This window comes from Colwellia chukchiensis, from assembly GCF_002104455.1.
GTDB classification, from domain to species: domain Bacteria; phylum Pseudomonadota; class Gammaproteobacteria; order Enterobacterales; family Alteromonadaceae; genus Cognaticolwellia; species Cognaticolwellia chukchiensis.
In genome coordinates this window covers 26,044-46,625 of the sequence record NZ_NBOC01000013.1, presented here as the reverse complement: position 1 = coordinate 46,625, position 20,582 = coordinate 26,044, and the positions used below count along the sequence as shown (strand labels likewise).

The 20,582-nt window shown below is 43.4% G+C and carries 19 protein-coding genes; 3 read left to right on the top strand and 16 right to left on the bottom strand.

Translation table 11 applies throughout. The features are described 5' to 3' along the window. Window positions 1-53 precede the first annotated feature (53 nt). Complete coding sequence (locus B6K83_RS13555) at window positions 54-686, top strand: thiol:disulfide interchange protein DsbA/DsbL (RefSeq protein WP_085285465.1); 633 nt, start codon at window positions 54-56, stop codon at window positions 684-686. Window positions 687-816: 130 nt separating this feature from the next. Here the strand turns inward: B6K83_RS13555 and B6K83_RS13550 are convergent, their stop codons facing one another. The 16 genes from B6K83_RS13550 to B6K83_RS13475 all read right to left on the bottom strand — a co-directional run bounded on the left by B6K83_RS13550 (window position 817) and on the right by B6K83_RS13475 (window position 18,261). Further along, a complete protein-coding gene (locus B6K83_RS13550; protein ID WP_085285464.1) occupies window positions 817-1,488 on the bottom strand; it encodes a TVP38/TMEM64 family protein in 672 nt (223 codons plus the stop codon). Next, window positions 1,481-1,930: a thermonuclease family protein gene (locus B6K83_RS13545; protein WP_092251397.1), complete on the bottom strand. Its 450-nt coding sequence runs from the start codon at window positions 1,928-1,930 to the stop codon at window positions 1,481-1,483. Before B6K83_RS13545 ends, B6K83_RS13550 begins: the two co-directional genes overlap by 8 nt. A 403-nt stretch (window positions 1,931-2,333) precedes the next feature. After that, entirely contained in the window at window positions 2,334-4,421 is a 2,088-nt protein-coding gene (locus B6K83_RS13540) for a hypothetical protein (RefSeq protein WP_085285463.1), read from the bottom strand. A gap of 41 nt (window positions 4,422-4,462) precedes the next feature. After that, window positions 4,463-5,089 (bottom strand): single-stranded DNA-binding protein, encoded by a 627-nt coding sequence (locus B6K83_RS13535; RefSeq protein ID WP_269844019.1) that lies wholly within the window; start codon window positions 5,087-5,089, stop codon window positions 4,463-4,465. 98 nt (window positions 5,090-5,187) lie between these two features. After that, on the bottom strand, window positions 5,188-5,550 hold the full coding sequence (locus B6K83_RS13530) for a DUF3802 family protein (RefSeq protein WP_085285461.1): 363 nt from the start codon (window positions 5,548-5,550) through the stop codon (window positions 5,188-5,190). Window positions 5,551-5,720: 170 nt separating this feature from the next. Beyond that, complete coding sequence (locus B6K83_RS13525) at window positions 5,721-6,518, bottom strand: DUF1338 domain-containing protein (RefSeq protein WP_085285460.1); 798 nt, start codon at window positions 6,516-6,518, stop codon at window positions 5,721-5,723. A 235-nt stretch (window positions 6,519-6,753) separates the two neighbouring features. Continuing rightward, window positions 6,754-8,226, bottom strand: coding sequence for a succinylglutamate-semialdehyde dehydrogenase (gene astD / locus B6K83_RS13520; protein WP_085285459.1), 1,473 nt, complete (start codon window positions 8,224-8,226; stop codon window positions 6,754-6,756). Between the two features lie 73 nt (window positions 8,227-8,299). Beyond that, window positions 8,300-9,316, bottom strand: coding sequence for an arginine N-succinyltransferase (gene astA, locus B6K83_RS13515; protein ID WP_085285458.1), 1,017 nt, complete (start codon window positions 9,314-9,316; stop codon window positions 8,300-8,302). A 69-nt stretch (window positions 9,317-9,385) separates the two neighbouring features. Continuing rightward, window positions 9,386-10,588 (bottom strand): aspartate aminotransferase family protein, encoded by a 1,203-nt coding sequence (locus B6K83_RS13510; protein ID WP_085285518.1) that lies wholly within the window; start codon window positions 10,586-10,588, stop codon window positions 9,386-9,388. Between the two features lie 348 nt (window positions 10,589-10,936). Next, on the bottom strand, window positions 10,937-12,082 hold the full coding sequence (locus B6K83_RS13505; RefSeq protein WP_085285457.1) for an HDOD domain-containing protein: 1,146 nt from the start codon (window positions 12,080-12,082) through the stop codon (window positions 10,937-10,939). Between the two features lie 103 nt (window positions 12,083-12,185). Further along, entirely contained in the window at window positions 12,186-12,794 is a 609-nt protein-coding gene (locus tag B6K83_RS13500; RefSeq protein ID WP_085285456.1) for an anthranilate synthase component II, read from the bottom strand. A 191-nt stretch (window positions 12,795-12,985) separates the two neighbouring features. Then, entirely contained in the window at window positions 12,986-14,191 is a 1,206-nt protein-coding gene (locus B6K83_RS13495; RefSeq protein WP_233144017.1) for an alginate export family protein, read from the bottom strand. Window positions 14,192-14,569: 378 nt separating this feature from the next. Further along, the gene (locus tag B6K83_RS13490; RefSeq protein WP_085285454.1) at window positions 14,570-15,580 is read right to left on the bottom strand and encodes a 5-oxoprolinase subunit C family protein; all 1,011 of its coding nucleotides are present in this window, start codon (window positions 15,578-15,580) and stop codon (window positions 14,570-14,572) included. Continuing rightward, window positions 15,577-16,317 (bottom strand): 5-oxoprolinase subunit PxpB, encoded by a 741-nt coding sequence (gene pxpB / locus B6K83_RS13485; protein ID WP_085285453.1) that lies wholly within the window; start codon window positions 16,315-16,317, stop codon window positions 15,577-15,579. The genes B6K83_RS13490 and pxpB overlap by 4 nt, the downstream gene beginning before the upstream one ends. A gap of 11 nt (window positions 16,318-16,328) precedes the next feature. After that, window positions 16,329-17,066, bottom strand: a complete 738-nt coding sequence (locus B6K83_RS13480) for a 5-oxoprolinase subunit PxpA (RefSeq protein ID WP_085285452.1) — start codon at window positions 17,064-17,066, stop codon at window positions 16,329-16,331. Window positions 17,067-17,076: 10 nt separating this feature from the next. Continuing rightward, window positions 17,077-18,261, bottom strand: a complete 1,185-nt coding sequence (locus B6K83_RS13475) for a YcbX family protein (RefSeq protein ID WP_085285451.1) — start codon at window positions 18,259-18,261, stop codon at window positions 17,077-17,079. Between the two features lie 230 nt (window positions 18,262-18,491). Here B6K83_RS13475 and mpl point away from each other — a divergent pair, with 230 nt between their 5' ends. Both mpl and B6K83_RS13465 read left to right on the top strand, forming a co-directional pair. Beyond that, complete coding sequence (gene mpl / locus B6K83_RS13470; protein ID WP_085285450.1) at window positions 18,492-19,868, top strand: UDP-N-acetylmuramate:L-alanyl-gamma-D-glutamyl-meso-diaminopimelate ligase; 1,377 nt, start codon at window positions 18,492-18,494, stop codon at window positions 19,866-19,868. A 42-nt stretch (window positions 19,869-19,910) separates the two neighbouring features. Then, the gene (locus B6K83_RS13465; protein ID WP_233144016.1) at window positions 19,911-20,582 is read left to right on the top strand and encodes a flavin prenyltransferase UbiX; all 672 of its coding nucleotides are present in this window, start codon (window positions 19,911-19,913) and stop codon (window positions 20,580-20,582) included.

The following is a 20,582-nucleotide window of genomic DNA, read 5'->3' as shown; positions in this document are numbered from 1 at the left end:
GCTGAAATAGCGATATAGAATTTTATTTAATAATGATTAGGACGTTTATTTTTATGAAAAGATTAGTGAGTTTATTCGCATTAATATTGTTACCAGTATTATCTTTTGCGGCAAATTATTCGGAAGGTGAGCATTACACAATAGTGAATGATGAAGTCACCGCTAAGCCAGAAGTACGTGAGTTTTTCTCTTTTTATTGCCCGCACTGTTTCCAATTTGAACCTTTTATGGCGAAATTAAAAAAAGCGATCCCAGATAACGCCAAATTCGAAATGAACCATGTTGACTTTTTACGTGCCGCATCGCCAAAAGTACAACACTTGCTAAGCAAGGCAGTGGTTGTGGCGCACCAAATGGGAGTTGAGAAAAAAGTTATCGCCGCGTTATTTAACTATATACATGTGCAAAAAGCCGTTTTTACCTCAGAAAAAGATATTCGCAACGTGTTTGTACTTAATGGCGCAGACGGTGAAAAATTTGATAAGTTAATGAAAAGCTTTGGCGTAGCAAGTAAAGCCAAAGCCATGAAAAAACAACAAGATTATTTTGCAAACAAAGGGGCGCTTACTGGCGTACCGACTGTGATTGTTAACGGTAAATACCGCGTCGAGCTGAAAGGTCTAGACAGAAATAATTTTGAGCAAGACTATATCAATTTAGTTAACCATTTATTGACCTTAAAATAAGTGCGTTAACGTCGCTCAAGCAGAAAACACTAAAACAAGAGGCTACGGCCTCTTTTTTTTGCTTGCATAAATGACGTCATGCGAGCTTAAATTTAGCTAGATTTGTTATTTTTGTTTGAGATTTTTTCTTTTATTTTTTGCGAAAAGGCAGATAACGCATTGTGCTCTTTTTATAAAGGTAGCCGCTAAGAGCTAGGGCAATCAGTAGCAATATCAAACTGAGAACTAGCTGCTGCTGGCCATCAACGCGCAAGCCTGCACCCATTAATGAAAAAATGGTCATTTGTGGGATAAAGCCAACCGTTGAGCCTAATAAGTAAGCTCGTAAGGGCGTATTAGCCGTACCGGCTAATAAGTTGGTAAGGAAATTAGAGCCAGCGGGTACCAAGCGAATGATAAGCGCTTTTAAAAATGTATCCCGACTAAAAAAATATCGTACTTTAGCGACAGGTAAGGGATATTTTTTTTGCACTCTTTTTGCAAAAAAATGACGGGCTAATATGAAGGTTAGCGCACAGCCAATACTGGCCGCCAATGTTGCTAACAGGGTGCCAAAACTCGCACCAAACAAATATCCTGCACTGACTGCTGCGATTTGTCGTGGTAATCCCAAGGCCATCGCCAAAGCGACTATCACAGTAAATAAAAGGGCGGCGTATTTATGATCTGCGAGTAAGGTGTTTAAGTAGCGGTTAATGTCATCGCCGTAGTTTCCCAGCACAATAGGTAATAAAGCCATAGCTAAGAGCAATGAAACGAGAGTGCAAACCGTGGCAATGGCTAACAGCGGCGTCTTAGACATGAGTTGAGGTATCACACCAGCTTGTTTTCTTGTTTTTAGGCAAGTAAACCTTGGCAAAACCGGCCTTAAGCAAGCTATCGGCTAGGTTTTCACCATCAATAAAAACATCAGCGGTAATACGAAAATATTTACCTCGATTTAAATTTTTTAGCTCGACTGTTTTTGCGCCAAGTAGCTTACGCTGAGTAAACTGTTTTGCCAATAAAGCTAAGCGCTTTTCTTGTGGGCATTTAGCTCTCAACTCTGGAGTGTCAATATTATTAACACGAATTGGGGCATTTTTGCCGATCAACGCCGGCCATTGGTCAATATCAACACGAAAAGTGTCGCCATCATAAACCTGAGTGATACGGCTAACGGTTATATTGCCGTAGTCGTTAGCAAATGCGGGTATTGCTAACAGTAATAAAAGCAAGTAAGAGGGTTTCGACAACATTGGCATAAAGCACCCAATACGAAAAATGCCTGCATTTTGCGTTGCTTTGTTGTTAATTACAAGGGGTGTGTAGTGGTCAAGTTAAATTAGCCACTACACACTGTAGTGGCATAGTGATATGCAAACGGCTGCGGGAGTTTACTTGCCTAGGGCTGCTGACCTTTCGAGATAACTTTTACAGTGACTTGTTTGGTCGTTAGACAAGGCAGAGCATGTGACCTGTCGCTAGCGACACGAACAGGTGATAACGCCATTTAAATTTCAAACAAGTGCTGTCTTTAGGTGCATATACAACGAATGTAGGCTTTGTTGCTCGCTTTTCAAATAGCCTAACGATTATTCAACGCTCGCGCCGCGATTAAATCGGTTTAACATTGAATAAATGTTAACGCTGAAAGGTCAATAGGCCCTAGTTATTGGTTAAATCTTGTAAAATTTTCGCTTTGGCACTGCTAAATTCTTGCTCAGTTAGGAAGCCTTGCTGCTTTAGCAAAACTAGCTTGTCGAGCGCGGCCACGAGCTTGGCGTCGGTTGTGCCGGTTGGCTCATTTTGTTGTGGCTCAACTAGGGCATCTGTTTGGTCAGCATGAGTTTGGTTAGTTTGATTAGTTTGAGTTTGGTTAGCCGTGGCAGCCGTATTATGGCGCTCTGGTATCACTTTTGGTGCAGGCGCTTGAGGCGGCGCTAATTGCACTTTAATTTTGCGTTTTGGTGTTGCTTCTGGGTTGAGCTGCCCCGAAATTAGCCATTGCCAATCCAGCGCTTTATTGAGCGCTTGCGTATAGTTAAGTTTAGTATGGCGAATATTGCCAACTCGGTAGTATAGGCAAATAAGCTGTGATTTTTTCTGCTCTAGGGTTAAGCGCAGCTGAATTTTTCGCTGTTTATTGTCTAACATTTTTAACCGATGCTCTTTGGCAAAGGCTGTCATTACGGCTTGTTCACAAGCGTTAGAAAAAGCCTGCTCAGGCGCAGCACTGACCCGAGAGACTAGTTCATCATTAAGTAATAACTCACTGTGTGTAATGGTTGTAAGATCTAGCGTTGTTTCTGCTTGCTTTGCGTGGCGCTTAAAGAGCGAAAGCGACTTTGTGGCGGTATTAACCTGAAAGTTACTCCATTGCTGATATAAAAAATGTTGCCTTTTGCTATGGCGACGTTTTAAATACCAAAAGCTAATTGATAGCATGATCACAACCATTACTATTAAGCTAAAACCACTGCTGTTATTGGCGGGCGTGCTAACTGGCGTTGCGGGTGTGGTGGCAGTATTAATATCGGTAGACGCATTAATGGTATAGATGCGCGCTTGCTTATGCTCAAGTAATAACAATTCACCGTCATGGTCTTGGTGCAGGCTAAATTTAGCGGCCGCGTTATTCTTCTGTAGCTCCAACACCATGGGGGGATCTTGTGAACTTGCTGCGCTCTGATCTTGGTTTTGTAGTGGTATTGGCTGTAAGAGCCAGTGGCTTTGTGCTTGCTTTAAGCTTAGCGCCTTGCCGCGTAAGCGAGCATGGATACGACCATGATAGAGTTTAGGCTTGGTAAGTTTGGTGGCTAGTGGTAAGTCTTTTTTTATTTGTGCTTTAGGGATGGCTTTACGCCAATCATCGCCGATTCGTGCCGCTACTAAGCGCTGTTTGTCTTGGTGAGTAATATGCAGTAGCAAGCTGTGCATACCCCGCTTAAACCAATCAAAGTGTGTTATGGGTTGCCCGACAATGATGGCGGTTTCTTTGACGATGTTCGCCTCTTTAAGAAACGGGTTATCCACAGGGGTCATATAACCGAGTAAGCCAAATTTGCTAGGATTGATACGTAAGATCGTTCCTGCATATAGCGGGTCGTTTTGTAACGCTTCGCTGTAAGAAAGTGCAACGAACAGCAGTCCATAATCATCCTGCCAAGACTCAATAAAAGGATTAAAACTTAATTGTAGTATTGGCTCATTGACTTGGTTTATGGCAATGCGCATCACTTCGTGCTGTTGATTTAGTTTAGGTGCTTGGCCATTAAACTGACTTAATTGCCAACGCATAATTACTGCATCATAAGGTAAATTCAACTCATTGTTGGCAGGCTTTAGCTTACTGGCTTTGGTTTTGCTGATTTCAGTATGGGCGGTGTAAAAGGTTTGGTAGCCGTCGCTATCACGATAATGAAAACTTGGATCTAGCGTGATGGCGTTAAGGGCAATAATTTGGCGATTGTTTAAAGCCGCCTGTAAATCAAAGAATGGTTTGTCATTGACCTGATTTTCTTTCAGCAGAAAAAGCTTGCCGGCTTTGGTGGTGAGAAAATAACTGTTATTGTGCGCTGATACGGGTAAAACGTCTTGCCACGCATCATTTGCTAGCGGAATGTGTTCAAGGCTAGCAATAGCTACTAATTGCGCAGCGTTGTCGACTTGTGCAAGTGCTGGCTGACTGAGTAAAATGAGCCAGAGCGCAAATAAATAACCTAGGCATTTAGTTGTCCAGCTAGTTTGCTCCATAAAACGCTAAGTCCTTGATAGTCATTGCATATCACAATAAGTTAATGTTTAGACAATAAAGTGGCCTGTTGCACATCGATATATTGGCTTTTTTGTTTATTATTAAGATAGCTTAATTTGCCGTCAACTATTATTTGGTCGTTTCTTTTCGCATGCTTGGCTAAATATAGTGCTTCTTTCCCCCAAACATGCAGTGGACGTTGTATAGTGACCTCATAGCTTTTCCCGGTTACAGCAGATACGACCCGCTGTTTTGAGCTTAAACTAATTTCTGTTAACGTTTTATTGTGTTCTGTGGTTAAGATTTTAATATCAGAGCTTATACTGCCGCTGCAGTGTATTTGGTTAATAGATTTAGCAAAGCCTTTTGGATAGGTTTGTGCGTAACTGGCATGAACAACTTCGCGGTTGTTTGTTTTACTATTGATTAAATAGCCATGCACTAACGTAATATCGCCTTTATTGGCATGGATAAGGGCAGCTTCAACTATATCACCCACCACTTTGACTGTGTGGAAATGGGTCCACTCTTTAAAGCAATTATTGGTTTTATCAAACCAACGGCTATGAGTCGCTAACGTCAGCTCGGCAACGGCAATTACTGGGTTAGCCTGATAACGAATTTCAGGCTTTTGTACCAAATTACCAAGTAAGGTTACTCGGCATATATGGTTTGGAAAAATTTGGCTATGATCGCTGTTGATAATAAGTGCCTAGTAATTGTGTGAGTGTTCGATAATAGCTATTTTTCAGCGTTGTCGGCAAACTAACTTTCGCTATTACCCATGTGTTGATTAATTTCGATATCAAATAAGTTTTTGATTAACATTGCAAACTCCTGAATAAAGCTCACCTGCTCAGCATTAACGGGGTTATTAATAACGCCTGACAATATTTCTTGTAAGTCATAAACAATGGCGTCTATTTCACGAACAATGGTGTTTCTTTGGTTAAAGCTTAAGTGCTCATTTTGATTACACAGGTTGATAATTTGTTCACTCATTTCTTGCTCTATAACTTCTAAAACTGAGGTTTTAGTCTGCTTAGCGCTGGTGCTATGTTCAAATAAGCTCAAATGTTCAGTGAGATATTCAATCACTTGAATATAGCCTTCAGTATCGGTGACCATTTTGTTATCTATGTTATTTTTATTATGCCTTCTACTTTACTCGTAAATTAAGGTGTTATTCAAGTGGCAATAATAATTGTTGTTAGCTAAGAAGAAATGATAAAGAAGGGAATATTGTTGAAACTCAGGCACCTAAGTTGTAGCTAAAATAGGTGCCTGATATCTGCTAGTTATGCAGCCGCGTTTGTACTTTCAAAGATTTTATCTGCAGAAGCTGCGACAAAACCTGAGTACAATTCGCCATTTTCCATTGGGTAGCGCTTAGCAAACTCGTAAAAACAGCTCGGAACTGCAACGGTTTTATCGGAGAACTCCACTAAAACATGATCTGCCATTGTCGATGATTGCTCTAATTTAACGCTTTCATCGCCTTTGATCTCACCGCCAGTGGTATTTAAGGTAAAGCCGCCGGCTTTCACTGCTTCATTTACTGCTTCAATAGAGTCATAGTTGGCTAAGTGGTTAATGCTAACGGTAAAGTGGTTAGCGCGGTAGCCCCAAGCTGAAACCCAAGCGGCGTATTCACTCTCATTAAGTAAGTCTAAGTATTCTTGATGGCTCACTTGCCAGTGGGTGCCAGAGTATAAAAAGCTTTCTGCGTCAATGGCGCTGTCATCAATGCTGTCGACCATGTTTTTGATAATGGTTTGTACGCGCGGCGAAAACTCTTCAACCAGTAGCTCACTAATGAACACTTTTGGTAAGTTAGTGTCGCTGTGCTCAAAGTGTTTAGCGTAGAGTTTTTTCGCTTCAAAGTGGTATTCACCGCCTTCTTTATAACCTAACTTGATTAAATGTGAGGAAATTTTCTCAATATTGACTTTCGAGATATTAAAGGTGCGATAGGCAACGTGGTCGTTGATTAAGTCGTCACCTGTACTTAATAATTGGTGAACTTTTTCTGCAGACGGCGTTACTTCCAAGTAATTTTGCCAAATGTTATTAAATAAAGATTGAACCGGAGTCATGTTAAATTCCTAAAAAGCATAAATAAAATAAGGGTTGAGTTTCTATATTGGCTGAGTGGTATGTAAGGCTAGTGAGGTATGCTTTCAATAGCGATGCCAGAATATTTTGGCAAGCTTGGACGATAACCACTCAGAACAAGTGACTATATTTGATCGATATTCTTAAAGAAGCTGGGACGGATCCCAGCTTTTTTTAATGGGCAATTAAATTTCATTAACATTAATGCGTGTTAAGTTACTTAATGGTTAACCCTGGGCTTAAGGTTGCAGGGAGTGCTACTTGCTCTGCTTCTACCGATGCAACTGGGTAGGCACAGTAATCTGCTGCATAATAGGCGCTAGCTCTGTGGTTGCCACTGGCCCCTATGCCACCAAATGGTGCCGCGCTGCTAGCACCGGTAATCGGCTTATTCCAGTTGACAATACCGGCGCGAATGCGACGGAAGAAATGCTTGTACAAGTCTTCACTGTCACTCAATAAGCCTGCAGATAAACCAAATGATGTATTGTTTGCTTCATCAATGGCACGGTCAAAGTCAGTGTAGCGATAGACTTTAAGAAGTGGGCCAAAGTGCTCGTCATCTGGCATAGCAGAAATGTTAGTAACATCCACAATTCCCGGTGAGATAAAGCCAGTGCCTTGTTCAAGGTGTTTCATCATAACAATTGACTCACCACCTAGATCTAATAGCTGCTGTTGCGCTGCCACTAAGCCTAATGCCGCTTTTTCAGAAATCATGGAGCCAATAAAAGGCTGCTCTGCATCGTCAAAGTAACCAATCTTAATCGCTTCAGTAGTTGCCACCAATTTCGCTAATAAGGCATCACCTTGGGCGCCAGCTTCGATAAATAAACGGCGTGCACAGGTACAACGTTGGCCTGTGGTTATAAAGGCCGACTGGATGATATCATGGACAACGGCGTCGATGTCGCTGACGTCTTTGACGATTAATGGATTATTACCGCCCATTTCTAATGCTAAAATTTTACCCGGTTGACCGCCAAATTGTTCATGTAAAAAGTGGCCAGTGCTCGAGCTACCAGTAAAGAATAAGCCGTCAATTTGTGGGTGATTGGCTAAGGCTTTGCCGGTTTCTACTTCACCTTGTACCATGTTGATAACACCAGCGGGTAGGCCAGCTTTTAACCACAGTTTTAAGGTTTCTTCAGCCACCATAGGGGTAAGCTCACTGGGTTTAAATACCACGGTATTGCCGGCGATAAGTGCTGGCACAATATGGCCATTAGGTAAATGACCCGGGAAATTATAGGGACCGTAAACCGCGACTACGCCGTGTGGCTTATGGCGAATAAACGCTTTCGCGCCGGGCATTGGGTTTTCTACTGTGCCCGTGCGCTCTTCATAGGCGCGCACAGAAATAGCAATTTTGCCAACCATAGCACCGACTTCGGTGCGCGTTTCCCAAAGCGGTTTGCCGGTTTCAAGGGCAATGGTAGTCGCGAGTGCTTCTTTGTGCTCAGTCAGTAGTTCAGAAAACTTAACGGTAATGGCAATTCGATCTGCAATAGGCATATTAGACCATGTCTCGAACGCACCGCGCGCCGACATCACCGCCTCGTCAACTTGTGCAGGAGAAGCGCTATTACCTTGCCAAATTACTTGGTTTTTAGCGGGGTTTTTTGAGACTACTTCATGGCCTAAGCCTGCTGTCCATTGACCATTAATAAGTTGTATATTTTGTGACATTTTTTGACTCCTCTGTGCGCTTTGCACTCATGAGTAAATTAATTTAACACGCCGTCTAATGGCAGTTTAATCATTAGTTAGCAATCAGGCGTACCCAGTCGCCTTCGTTCACCATTAGTGCATCTGCAACCGCTTGTGGTAACACGACTTGATTCGCCGTCTCGCGCAATAATACCGGTGTTTGCACTGCTCTAAAGTCAGCGACTTTGGTATTGCAAACCATAAAGTTATTGTCGCTTTCAACTTCTCCAATTAAGACTTGGCATTTTTGACTTTCACAAACGGTTTTTACTTTTGATGCTTGTGCTTCAACCGTGGGGCCCGCATCGAAAATATCGACATAACCGCGACGTGCGAAGCCTTCAGCTTCCAGTAACCTTAAGGCAGGTACGGTTTTATCGTGTACCTTGTTGATCACTTGTTGTGCTTCAGGGCTTAGTAAGTTCACATAAATCGGGTATTTCGGCATTAACTCGGCGATAAACTCTTTTTTACCAATACCGGTCAAGTAATCTACGGTTGGGAAGTCTAAAGAGAAGAAGTTATCTTCTAGCCATTGCCAAAAGGGTGACGAGCCGTTTTCATCTGAGACGCCACGCATTTCGGCAATAACGGTTTCACCGAAGCGTTCGCTGTGCTCCGCCATAAATAGGAAACGACAACGAGATAAAAAGCGTCCATTACGGTTTTTACGGTGAGTTTCGCTAAGAAACAAGGTGCATATTTCTGAAGCACCTGTGTAATCGTTACACAGCGACAAGGTTTCGACCGTATTGTAGATATTAAGCTCACGAGAGCTGTGTACCACTTTACCTAAATGGTAATGGTAAAAGGCATCTTCTAGACCAACCGCCGCTTCAATACCGCAAGTACCTACCACAATACCTGTTTCGGTATCTTCCATCACAAATAGGTAGCCTTCATTACCAGGCTCTGTCACTGAGCTATTGAACGATACTTCAGCGTGTGCGATGCGTTTTCTTAGTAATTCTTCGTTGACCGGCAGTGATGTAAAACCGTGTCCTGACTCAACAGCAATGCGATGAAGTGCATCATAATCACTATCTTGTATAGGGCGTATTATAATCATAGAAAATTCTCAGTGAGGCATTTCAACGCCTTGCATTGCAGGCGTTGAAATGTTTAATAATGGATAGGCTTACTTCGCTAATTTAGCCACGGCTTTTTCAAAACGTGCTAAACCTTCGATAATGTCTTCATTTGGGATCACCAATGAAGGGGCAAAACGAACAATGTTAGCGCCAGCAACTAAAGTCATAACACCTTCTTCCATTGCTGCATTTAAGAAGTCTTTGGCTTTGCCTTGATAGTTTTCGTTAAGTACCGCACCAATTAATAAACCTTTACCACGAATTTCACTAAAGACATGGTATTTTTCGTTAATGGCATTTAAACCATCGACGTAAACTTGCGCTTTTGCTTTTACACCGTTTAGTACTTCTGGCGTGTTAACGGTATCAAATGCGGCTTCTGCAACAGCACAAGCTAATGGGTTACCACCGTATGTACTGCCGTGGGTACCAATTTTAAGGTGCTTAGCAATGTCAGTGGTAGTGATCATAGCGCCGATTGGGAAACCGCCGCCTAATGCTTTTGCAGTCGTTAAAATATCAGGTGTTACACCTAAATCCATGTAGGCGTATAACTCGCCTAAGCGGCCAACACCGGTTTGCACTTCGTCAAAAACTAACAATGCGTTGTGTTCGTTACAAAGCTCACGCACACCTTTAGCAAATTCATCTGTTGGTGTAACAATACCACCTTCACCTTGCAGTGGTTCCATAACCACAGCACAAGTTTTATCAGAGATAAGCGCTTTAACACTGTCTAAGTTGTTGTATTCCGCATGTACTATGTCACCTGGCTTAGGGCCAAAGCCGTCAGAGTATGCAGCTTGACCACCAACGGTTACGGTAAAGAAAGTACGGCCGTGGAAACCTTGTTTGAACGCAATAATTTGTGATTTTTCAGCACCATAGTTGTCAAGTGCCCAACGACGAGCTAATTTTAATGCCGCTTCGTTTGACTCAGCGCCTGAGTTAGCAAAATACACTTTATCCGCAAAAGTATTATCGGTTAACTTTTTCGCTAAACGTAAGGCGGGTTCGTTAGTCATCACATTCGACAAATGCCAAATTTTATTGGCTTGCTCTGTTAACGCACCAACTAATGCAGGGTGACAGTGTCCTAAACAGTTAACTGCAATGCCGCCAGCAAAATCAATATATTCACGATCTTGTTGATCCCAAACACGTGATCCTTGACCGCGAACAGGGATAACAGCAGATGGTGCATAGTTAGGTACCATAACATCATCAAATAACGCACGATTGACTGGCATGTGGTTAGACATTGTAAATTCCTCTTAAATTTAGGGTATTGTGTTCAATAATTGTTTCTTAGTGTTACGCAGTATTAAGAACGCAGCAACTAAGGCCTTTAGGCAGCCTGAATGTTTGCAGACAGGCGAACTAAAAAATAGGCAAAGATTATGACAGAAAAAACCACACTTGTCTCATTTAAATGCGCTACAGCCCTTGTAAAGCAAAGGCTTAGCCGTTTTTATTCAGTAATACTGCATAACTATGTTTTTTGATTTTTTTCGGCATCAGCAAGCGTACATAGGTCCTATATATCCTAAGCGCTGTTCGTTATTGGTGTGGTTATTTCATAAATAATCAAAAATAATTTAATTAAATATTAATTTTATATGGTCGATATCACTTTTCTTCAGCAGCGCGATATCTTTGGTGGTTAATTGTCCTGCGCTGAGTAATATTTTGGCTTCGTCTGTGTTGATCAAATCGGCTTTCGCTAGGCTTCTAAAGGCAATATAGCTTTTTGCTTTAGTGATTAACTTGGCGATTGGGCTCATGTGTTGAATATTAACCGCATAGGCTAAATCAAATAATGGCTCGGTAATTTGCAAACGATCAAAGCGCATTAATTCCACCATGTCGGCGGCGACTTTACTGCTGCGTTTTACTAATTGCTCTAATAATAATTCTGGCGCTGCATCTAGACCTACTAATGCATCATGAAGCTTTTTATCTTTGTTTTCATAGGCCTCTCTTAGCTCTTTATTGTACAGCTCGCCGTAGGTATTTAAAAAGCCGCGAGTGACCGCAAGTAAGCCTAAGTTGCTGAGCATGGCAGCGGTAAATGCGGTGAACTCATCTAAGCCTTGTTCTTTGGCTAAAACTTTAGCCGCCAAAGCTATGGATAAGCTATCATTCCAGAGTTTTCGCTTCATTAATGGAAATGGGGCGGTACTGCTAGGTAACCAATGTTTGAGCATAAAGGTTGGCATCACCAACTTTAGGTTGTCTAAGCCAATATAGCTTAACGCTAAGCTTGGTTCAGTGACTTGCACATCGGCGCGTTTTCGGTATTGCGGTTTATTGACTAAGTTAATTAACTCTGTGCATAACCAAGGTAAGGCTTTGGCCAGTGGGGTTATGCGATTAATGCTGGCGGCTTTTAGCGCCAAAATTTCCATAATCGAAGGCGCGGCATCTTCAATTTTTAGTACATTCATGTACAGGTTTTCTTTATGGTCAAAGTCTTTATCTACTTGTGCGTTAACTTGACTAAAGAACTGTCGCATGACTTGATTTCTAAAATGCTCTTGCCCGTGTGCTTGGATAATTTTGTTTTTGTTCGCTTCTTCTTCTACGGCAAGCAATTCGCGGCGACGGTTTAATTGTTCGCTGCCTTGGTGTTTAGCTAAGGTAATTTTTCCGCTTTGTTTTTCGGCAAAGTCTTTACTGATCGCAAGGCTAAGCGCGCGACTATATATGGGAGCAACTAATTTACTGTCTTCAAAAATTTGCATTAATAGATCATTATTTGTTTAGCATTGACAACACGGACAATAGTTTATCGACCTTTAAACGAATTTCATTAGGCCAAAATGACTGGTCAGATATTTTTATCCGCTAGCCTGTATCCATACTAGCATGAGTAACCGGTTGATACTGGTTAATAAAGTTTTGTAACAATTGCTGGCCCTGCTCTGTTAATACCGACTCGGGGTGAAATTGTACACTGGCGATAGCAAGTGTTTTATGCTGCAGTGCCATAACTTCTTTGTTTCCTGCTACGCTCAGCCAAGCGGTAATTTCTAACTCATCGGGAATACTCGTTTCGTCAACGATTAATGAATGATAGCGCGTGACCGTGAGGGGATGCTTTAGTGACTGAAACAAGCCCTGCTTATTATGGCAGATTTCACTGGTTTTGCCATGCATAACCTTATTGGCTTTAACGACTTTAGCGCCAAAGTGCTGAGCAATGCACTGGTGCCCTAAACAGACGCCGAGTATCGGGATCACGCCTTTAAATTGTTCGATAATCGCTAACGATAAACCGGCCGCGTCAGGGTCGCAAGGACCGGGTGAGATAACAATATATTCTGGCGCTAGTTCGGCAATTGCCGCTAAGCTGAGCTCATCGTTTCTACACACCTTCACTTCTTGACCCAGTGCCTGAAAATAGTGCACAAGATTAAAAGTAAACGAGTCGTAATTGTCGATCATTAATAACAAAGCTATACCTGCATAATAATAGTGAAGTCGTAACGCGGGCGCTATTCTAAGCTTTTATTGGTCGCCATTCTACCTTTAGTGTTCACTGCTGAGCTGGGTAGGTTAACGCCTAATGTTTGCCATAAAAAAGGGTTTAAACAGTTTCGTTTAAACCCTAAGTAAAATCGTCAGCACTCTATAATGACTAGCGCCTAAAAGTTGGCGGCCACTTGTAACCACAGCTTGTCAGTGTCGCTAGCATGATCATCAGCATTGTAGTGCGCCAATTTCACGAGCACACTGGTGTGCTTGTTTAGAGAATATGCGGCTGCTAGATCAATTTCTGAGCCGTAATCTATACCATCTACGTCAGATGATAAATCATGATAAGTGGCAGCGAGCTTAACGCCATTGAGTGTAGTTTTTACCGTCAGGTAAATGTCTTCTACCCCCTGACCAGGTGTACCTAAAAATTTATCGGCAAAACCTTGAAACTTATGCAGTGTCGCTAATGGTGTTGAAAAACCAACCCCGTTATCGCTACCTAATGACTCAATACCGGCTAGTAAAGTGACCGAGCTGACTTGGGTGCCCACTTCAAAATTATAATAGTTGGCACTAAAGTCTTGGCTATTGTCGCCGGCATCGCGTTGTGTGGCATAGGCGGCATTTACCGTCACCGCGCCAAAATTACCTTGATAACTTAGCCCGTAAGTATCAGTTGATAAACCGGCTTTAGTATCAAAATCAAGCAAGTAAGCATAGGCATTAACTTTGTGTGCTTGATTAATCACATAGCCGGTATTAAGTAAATGAAATTGTCCGTGTAAGTCGGCATTGGCACCGTCTGGACCAAAAATGCGATTTACGTTGTAAACATAACTGTAGTCGGCAGAAAAGCCTTGTTTTTGATTGAATTGCAAACGATAGCCGTCATAAGTTTGCTCGTTTTGTCGCCAACCAACACCACCAACAAAGCGCTGGTTATTGTGCAGAATACGCTGACGGCCCGCGGTTGCGGAAAAATTATCGGCACTGTATTTTATAAAAATTTGGTTGACATCGGTACCGGTTGGATCAGCAACCGCTGGGTATTTTGTAGCGCCATTGGCGGTGCTGTTGTAGTTATCGATTAAATCCGTCACGTTATCAACTTCAACGCCAGCTGATAAACCTTGAAAACTACCGGTATTGACTGTGATGCGGCTTTTCAAGGTTAAGGCATTAGCATTGGCATCGATACCGTCTTGATCTACGCCTTCGTAACGGGCGCGAAAGTTAAGTTTAACCGTGCTTTCCGACAAGGCTTTTTCAATACCCGCAGCGACTGCGTTTGTTTCTGCAAACGCGAGAGGTGTGGCTAAAAGCGCTGTTGAGAGCACAGAGAGAGCGGAGAGTTTTATTTTATTTTTCATCATATCAACCTTAATGTTTTAAACGTAGAGAGTTTTATTTTGTAAATATGTCGGTCATTAATAACCAAACAACTCAGCTTGTTTTAAGGCAGTTTTTAATCGTTATTATTTGTCGAAACAAACTAAATTTGTTTAATCTGTATACCGGCGAACATGGAAAGCTTGCGCATCAATGTCAGCGCTAAAAGTCGCGGGTATTTTTTTTATGCGCTGAAATTAGCACTAGTTTGTGGCAATGAGAATCAGAAAATCTTTGTTTGCATTGAAGAATACCAATGCCATGATCTAGCGCAATAAATAACGGCTTTTACATGATAAAACAGGCAAGTGCGGTTGGCTTTTGTTGCGACATATTAAGGTGAAAGCAGAGCGAATGTTTGGCTATAACTCGTTAAACTTTTGGTAAAATGCTAGCAACTGTTGTATCGCTTGTTGAGGATTAATTAACCGAAAGTTTACATTAGCACCAGGGCGCATTTGGCTTAAACGAAATAAGTCAGTTTGCATCACAGTACCTAGCACCGGATAGCCGCCCATGGTTTGCCGCTCTTTCATTAACACAATCGGCTGCTCATTGGCAGGCAGTTGCACCATGCCGTAAGTTACCGGCATGGATAATAAACATTGCTGACGTAAAGCGCTGGATAAGATAGGCGCGGGTGTTGCGGTGATATTTTTCGCCTTAGGCTTGAGGCGATAGCCCATGCGATTACTGTCGGCTGAAATTACATAGTCAGTGGCGAAAAATGTCTGCTGTTGTCTTGCGCTCATTTTTAAAAATAAAGGGTTCGCCATAAAGCGTAAAGTGAGTTGCTCTGTGGCGTAAAAATTAATGTCATGCTTTACGCTTTGTTGGCGAGTTGGTGTTTGGCTAGCTGGCTGAGCAATAAAATAGAGCTTGCTACCAAGGGTGAGGGGATTGCCGGTAAAGCCTAACGGCATTTCATTTTGGGTTTGTGCCAAGCTGCCTAACCATGGCTGCTGCTTCGCTTGACAACTGAAACCGCCCTTAATGGCCAAATAACTATGCAGGCCTGATTTAGGCATGGCAAATGCCAAGATATCGCCGCGACTCAGTTGATGGCATTGCCAATTATCAATAACGGTGTTGTTAATGCTTGCTTGGCAATCAGCGCCAGTAATGGCGATAGTGCAACTTGCTTGCGCCCGCAGAGTGAGTTGTCCTAGGGTGATTTCAATGGCGGCGCACGAGCTTTGCTTTACAGGGTCGAGCTGTAAGTTGCGTGAGATTAATTGATTGGCGGTTAAAAAGGCGTATTCGTCTGCCGCGCCACTGGCGCTAAAACCTAGATGTTGAGCATTGAGCCGACCTAGGTCTTGAATGCTGGCATGGCCCTTGGCATGGATAATTTCGAAATAATTGCTGGTCATTGTGTCGAGCCTGGTGCTAAAGCGGTAAATTCTGCTTTTGAAATGGCCCTAAATTGCACATTTTGCCCGACGGCAATGGTGGCAGAAAATTGTCCTTGTTGCGTGCTGTACATGGCTAATGGCGTTTGGCCAATAATGTGCCAACCGCCGGGGCTAGCAACAGGGTAAATCGCACATTGTTGCTCGGCAATGGCCACTGCGCCTTGGGGCACTTGTAGCCGAGGTGAGGCTCGCCGCGGTAAGTGTAAGCTTTCGGGTAAACTGGCTAAATAACAAAAGCCTGGCGTAAAACCTAGTGCATAGCCGCGATAGTGTTGGCTGGTGTGCAGCTCGATCACTTGCTCAACGGACATTTTACAGCGCCGAGCAACCTCGGCAAGATCCCATTGTTGGGCGGTATCATAATAAACGGGAATTTGGATAGTATTGGCCGTGGTGTTGGTTTTGCTACCTGCCTTAGTCTGATAATAACGACTGACGATTTGCTTAATGATATGGCTGGTTTGAGCGCTGAGCAATAGCTGCGGCGGCAAATACAACATTAAGCAATGATAACTGGCTACAGCGCTAATCAATGCAGCGCCAAAGTGCTCGGTGATTAAGTGTTGTATATTGATAATATCTTGATGCTGAGCCGAGCAAACTTTGGCGCACCAGCTCAATAGCAGTGCGTTTTCAGCCACTAAGGTTAAGCGACATTGGGGATTAATTTCAAGTTGCTGAAGTTGTGGTGTCATAGCGGCAGCATTTAGTTATGCGTCTTAATAGCATTGCGCAGCGCTTTGAGCATTGCCAGCGCATTGGGGCTGTCGCCATGCACACATAAGGTGTCGATTTTAAGCGCTAAAGGCTGTTGGTTGATGCTCAACAATGGCTGTTGATTCAGTAAATCCTGACAACGATTTACCACGGCTTGTGGCTCAGTTAACATCGCGCCGGCATCGCTGCGCGGCACTAACAAGCCGTTAGCTAAATAACCGCGATCGGCAAAGGCTTCAAAATAAAGTCTAAGTTGGTATTGTTTGGCGATAGTGGCAAACGCTTGGCTGTCAGGGAGCGATTGGATCATTAACGCCAGTGGCGTTTTGCCGGCTTGATTAAGTTGTGCGATGGCGCGACAAATATCTTCAAACAGCACTAGGTTTTTCATCATGTCGTTATAAAGTGCGCCGTGCGGTTTAACATAGTCAACTTGGCAGTTTTCTATTGCGCATAGCCCTTGTAAGGCTGCCACTTGATATTGCACTGTGGCGATAAGTTGCGCTTGGCTTAACTGCATTGACCGGCGACCAAAGTTGGCTTTATCCGGGTAACTGGGATGAGCGCCGATAATAACCTGATGTTGTTGGGCAAGCTTAATGGTATTTTTTATGGTGAGCGGATCTGAGCCATGAAAGCCGCAGGCGATATTGGCCATATCAATTAGCGGCATAATTTCGGCGTCGTTATTGTTGGCAAATTCACCTAAATCACAGTTTAATTTCATCAGCTGGTTTTTACTCCTTGGCTTGTTGGCTAACATTTCGCTTGGGGTGACTGATCACCACATCGGTTAACGGGGTGCTACTACAACTTAAAATATAGCCTTGTTGTCGCTCCGCATCGGATAAACCATCTTGACAGGCCTGCTGTACCTGACCTTGCTCGAGTTTTACTTTACAGCTGCCACACATGCCAGCACGACAGGAATAAGGCAGCAACAAACCAGCATCTTCCCCTTGCGCTAAAATGCTTTGCTGGTTATTGCCGCGTACAGTTTTGTTAAAGCTTTTAAAAGTAAGTAAAGGCTTACTTTTGCTTTGGCTACTGTCAGTTAGAGGCTTGGTGCTGGCGTTTTTTGTCGATGGCGGCAAAGTAAAGCTTGGAGGGCGCTGTTGTTTTAGCACTTCTACGCTATCACCGCATTTAATTTGGCCCTGATTGAGCGCGATTAAGTTTTGCCCGAATAAAATATCGCCATTGGCTACCTGACGGAACTTTTTCAGTGTTGCTAGCGGCTCTTGCGCTGGGTGTCTGATGCCGGTGTTTGGGTTAACCGTGGTAAAAATACAGCGCGCACAAGGCTTGCTAACTTCAAATTCTACCTCGCCGATACGAATATGCTGCCAAGTATCTTCGGCAAAGTCGGGGCAATTTTCTACCACTAAATTGGGCCGAAACTGCGCCATGGCAATAGGTGGAGAGTTTGCCAGATAATGACGGTTTAGACTGTCCAGCGAGGCTTGTGAAATCAGTAATAAAGGGTAGCCATCGGCAAAGCCGACTTGGCTGGTTTTATCCTTAACAAAGCGCTGTGATGACGCGCCGAAAAACAGTAATTGACAAGGCCGCTGTAAATAGCGACTAAACCAAGAATTGATGGCTACAGAGCACTGCTGAGCGCTAATGGTATCACCCCAAACGATTACCTCAGTATAGTCAACGGCCAGCTGTTGATAGTTGATCACTAATGTTGGCATGTTGGGCGCGGTCACTATTAAGCCTGAGGCGGTAATGTTGGCTTGAATTAAACACAAGCTTGGCTCGGTACGCGCGCTAATAAATACGCCCTCAGGGTCGGTGATAACAAAGCGTCTGTCTAGGGCCAAGCCAAACTCTTCTACCCAGCTAGTTGATATGCTAACGCCGGCGCTAGACTTAATAGGATAGACATGGATACTGCTTAAATTCGCTTGCTGCATTTATTTCCTTAACTGGTATCGGCTGCAAAGTAGGATTATGACCTGTAAACCGCTGAAAACGCAAACTTGTGGCGCTTTTTTAATAGCCTTCTATGGCTATGATAGTGGGTAAAAAGTCATGACTTTGCAATATGTATTTTGTTGGGTTTGAGGTATATTGAGCCGATAGTAAGTTCAACCAATGCGTCAATTGATCTGAGTCGTCAAGGCGCGCAACAATAGAGTTTTTTATGCACCTTCATATTTTAGGCATTTGCGGCACCTTTATGGGCGGTATTGCCGCCATTGCCAAGCAAATGGGATTTCGTGTTTCCGGTTGCGACGCCAATGTTTATCCACCCATGAGCACCCAACTTGCGCAGCTGGGTATTGAATTAAAGTCAGGCTATGACATTGAACATTTAGCTGATGAGCCTGATTTGGTGATTATCGGTAATGCTATGGCGCGCGGTAATGTGATGGTTGAATATATACTGGATCGCAACATTCCCTATACCTCTGGCCCGCAGTGGTTATTAGACAATGTGCTAAAAGATCGTTGGGTATTAGCAGTATCAGGCACTCATGGCAAAACTACCACTAGCTCCATGCTAGCCTGGATTTTGCAGTATGCAGGGATGGAGCCAGGTTATTTAATAGGGGGGGTACCGCAAAACTTTGATCGTTCTGCCCGTTTAGGTCAAGCGCCGTTTTTTGTCATTGAAGCCGATGAATACGATACCGCGTTTTTCGATAAACGCTCTAAGTTTGTGCATTATCGTCCTAATACGTTGGTGATCAATAATTTAGAGTTTGATCATGCCGATATTTTTAATGACTTAAGTGATATTCAACGCCAGTTTCATCACTTGGTGCGTATGGTGCCAAGTAATGGCCTTATTTTATCACCGAAGAATGCGCAAGCGATTAATGATACGCTGGCGATGGGCTGTTGGACAGCCAACGAATTCAGTGTTGATGATGACCACAAGTTGGCGGGTTGGCATGCGCAAAAGTGCTGCCCTGATGGCAGTGAATTTATCGTCAGCTTTCAAGGTCAAGTGCAAGGCCAAGTTAATTGGTCATTAATTGGCGATTTTAATATTGAAAACGGATTAATGGCCATTGCTGCGGCGCGTCATGCTGGTGTGCCAAGCACAGTTGCTATTGATGCGTTAGCAAGCTTTATCAATACCAAGCGCAGATTGGAATTAAAAGGTGAAGTTAAGCAAGTGCGGGTTTTTGACGATTTTGCCCATCACCCGACGGCGATCGAGAAAACTTTAGCCGGACTGCGCGCCCATGTTGGCAGTAAAAAACGGCTGATTGCGGTATTAGAGCCAAGATCAAACACCATGAAGTCAGGGGTACATAAAGATACCTTGGCGGCATCGCTTGCCGAAGCCGATCTGGTGTTTGTCTATCAAGGCGCGCAAGTGCAATGGTCAGTACAAGCCTTAATTGCTGATTGTCAGCAGCCTTGTTATGTCAGCCAAGATATTGATCAGCTTGTGCGTGAGATCAGCAGCCAAGTGCAAGCCGGTGATACGATAGTGGTGATGAGCAACGGGGGTTTTGGTGGCATTCATGATAAACTGTTATCGGCATTGGCCAATGTTAGTCATTAGGCTGTGGCAAGATACTCTATTAAGCTTTTTTAAGGTGAAAACGTGCACAATCAAGCAACAATAAGCAATACGCAAACATTTGATCATAAAATAACCTTAGCCATAACCGGCGCTTCAGGCTCGGCTTATGCACTGCGCTTGTTAGAGTGTTTGCTGGCGGCCAATTATCAAGTGTATTTATTGTGCTCTAGTGCGGCACGCGTGGTATTTGACACTGAAGTGGGGCTTAAGTTGCCGAGCTCGCCGGCAGCAGCAAGTCAGTTTTTGATTGAAAAATTTAACGCCCAAGCCGAACAGATTATTGTGTTTGGTAAAGAGCAGTGGTTTTCACCGGTAGCTTCTGGCTCTGCGGCGCCAAAAACTATGGTGGTTTGCCCTTGCTCAACCGGTACGCTAGCGGCGATCAGTCAAGGCATGAGTGACAATTTAATTGAGCGGGCCGCCGATGTGGTGATTAAAGAGCGCGGTCAATTAATTTTAGTGCCGCGCGAAACACCGTATTCCACTATTCATTTGCAAAATATGTTGTCGTTATCACAAATGGGCGTCACCATAATGCCCGCGTCACCGGGGTTTTATCATCAGCCCGAGTCGATAAATGATTTAATCGATTTTATGGTTGGCCGCTTATTGGATCATTTAAACATAGCCCAAAGCATAATGCCGCGTTGGGGTTATCAACAAAGCGCCATCAGCAAAAACCTAAAACTATAA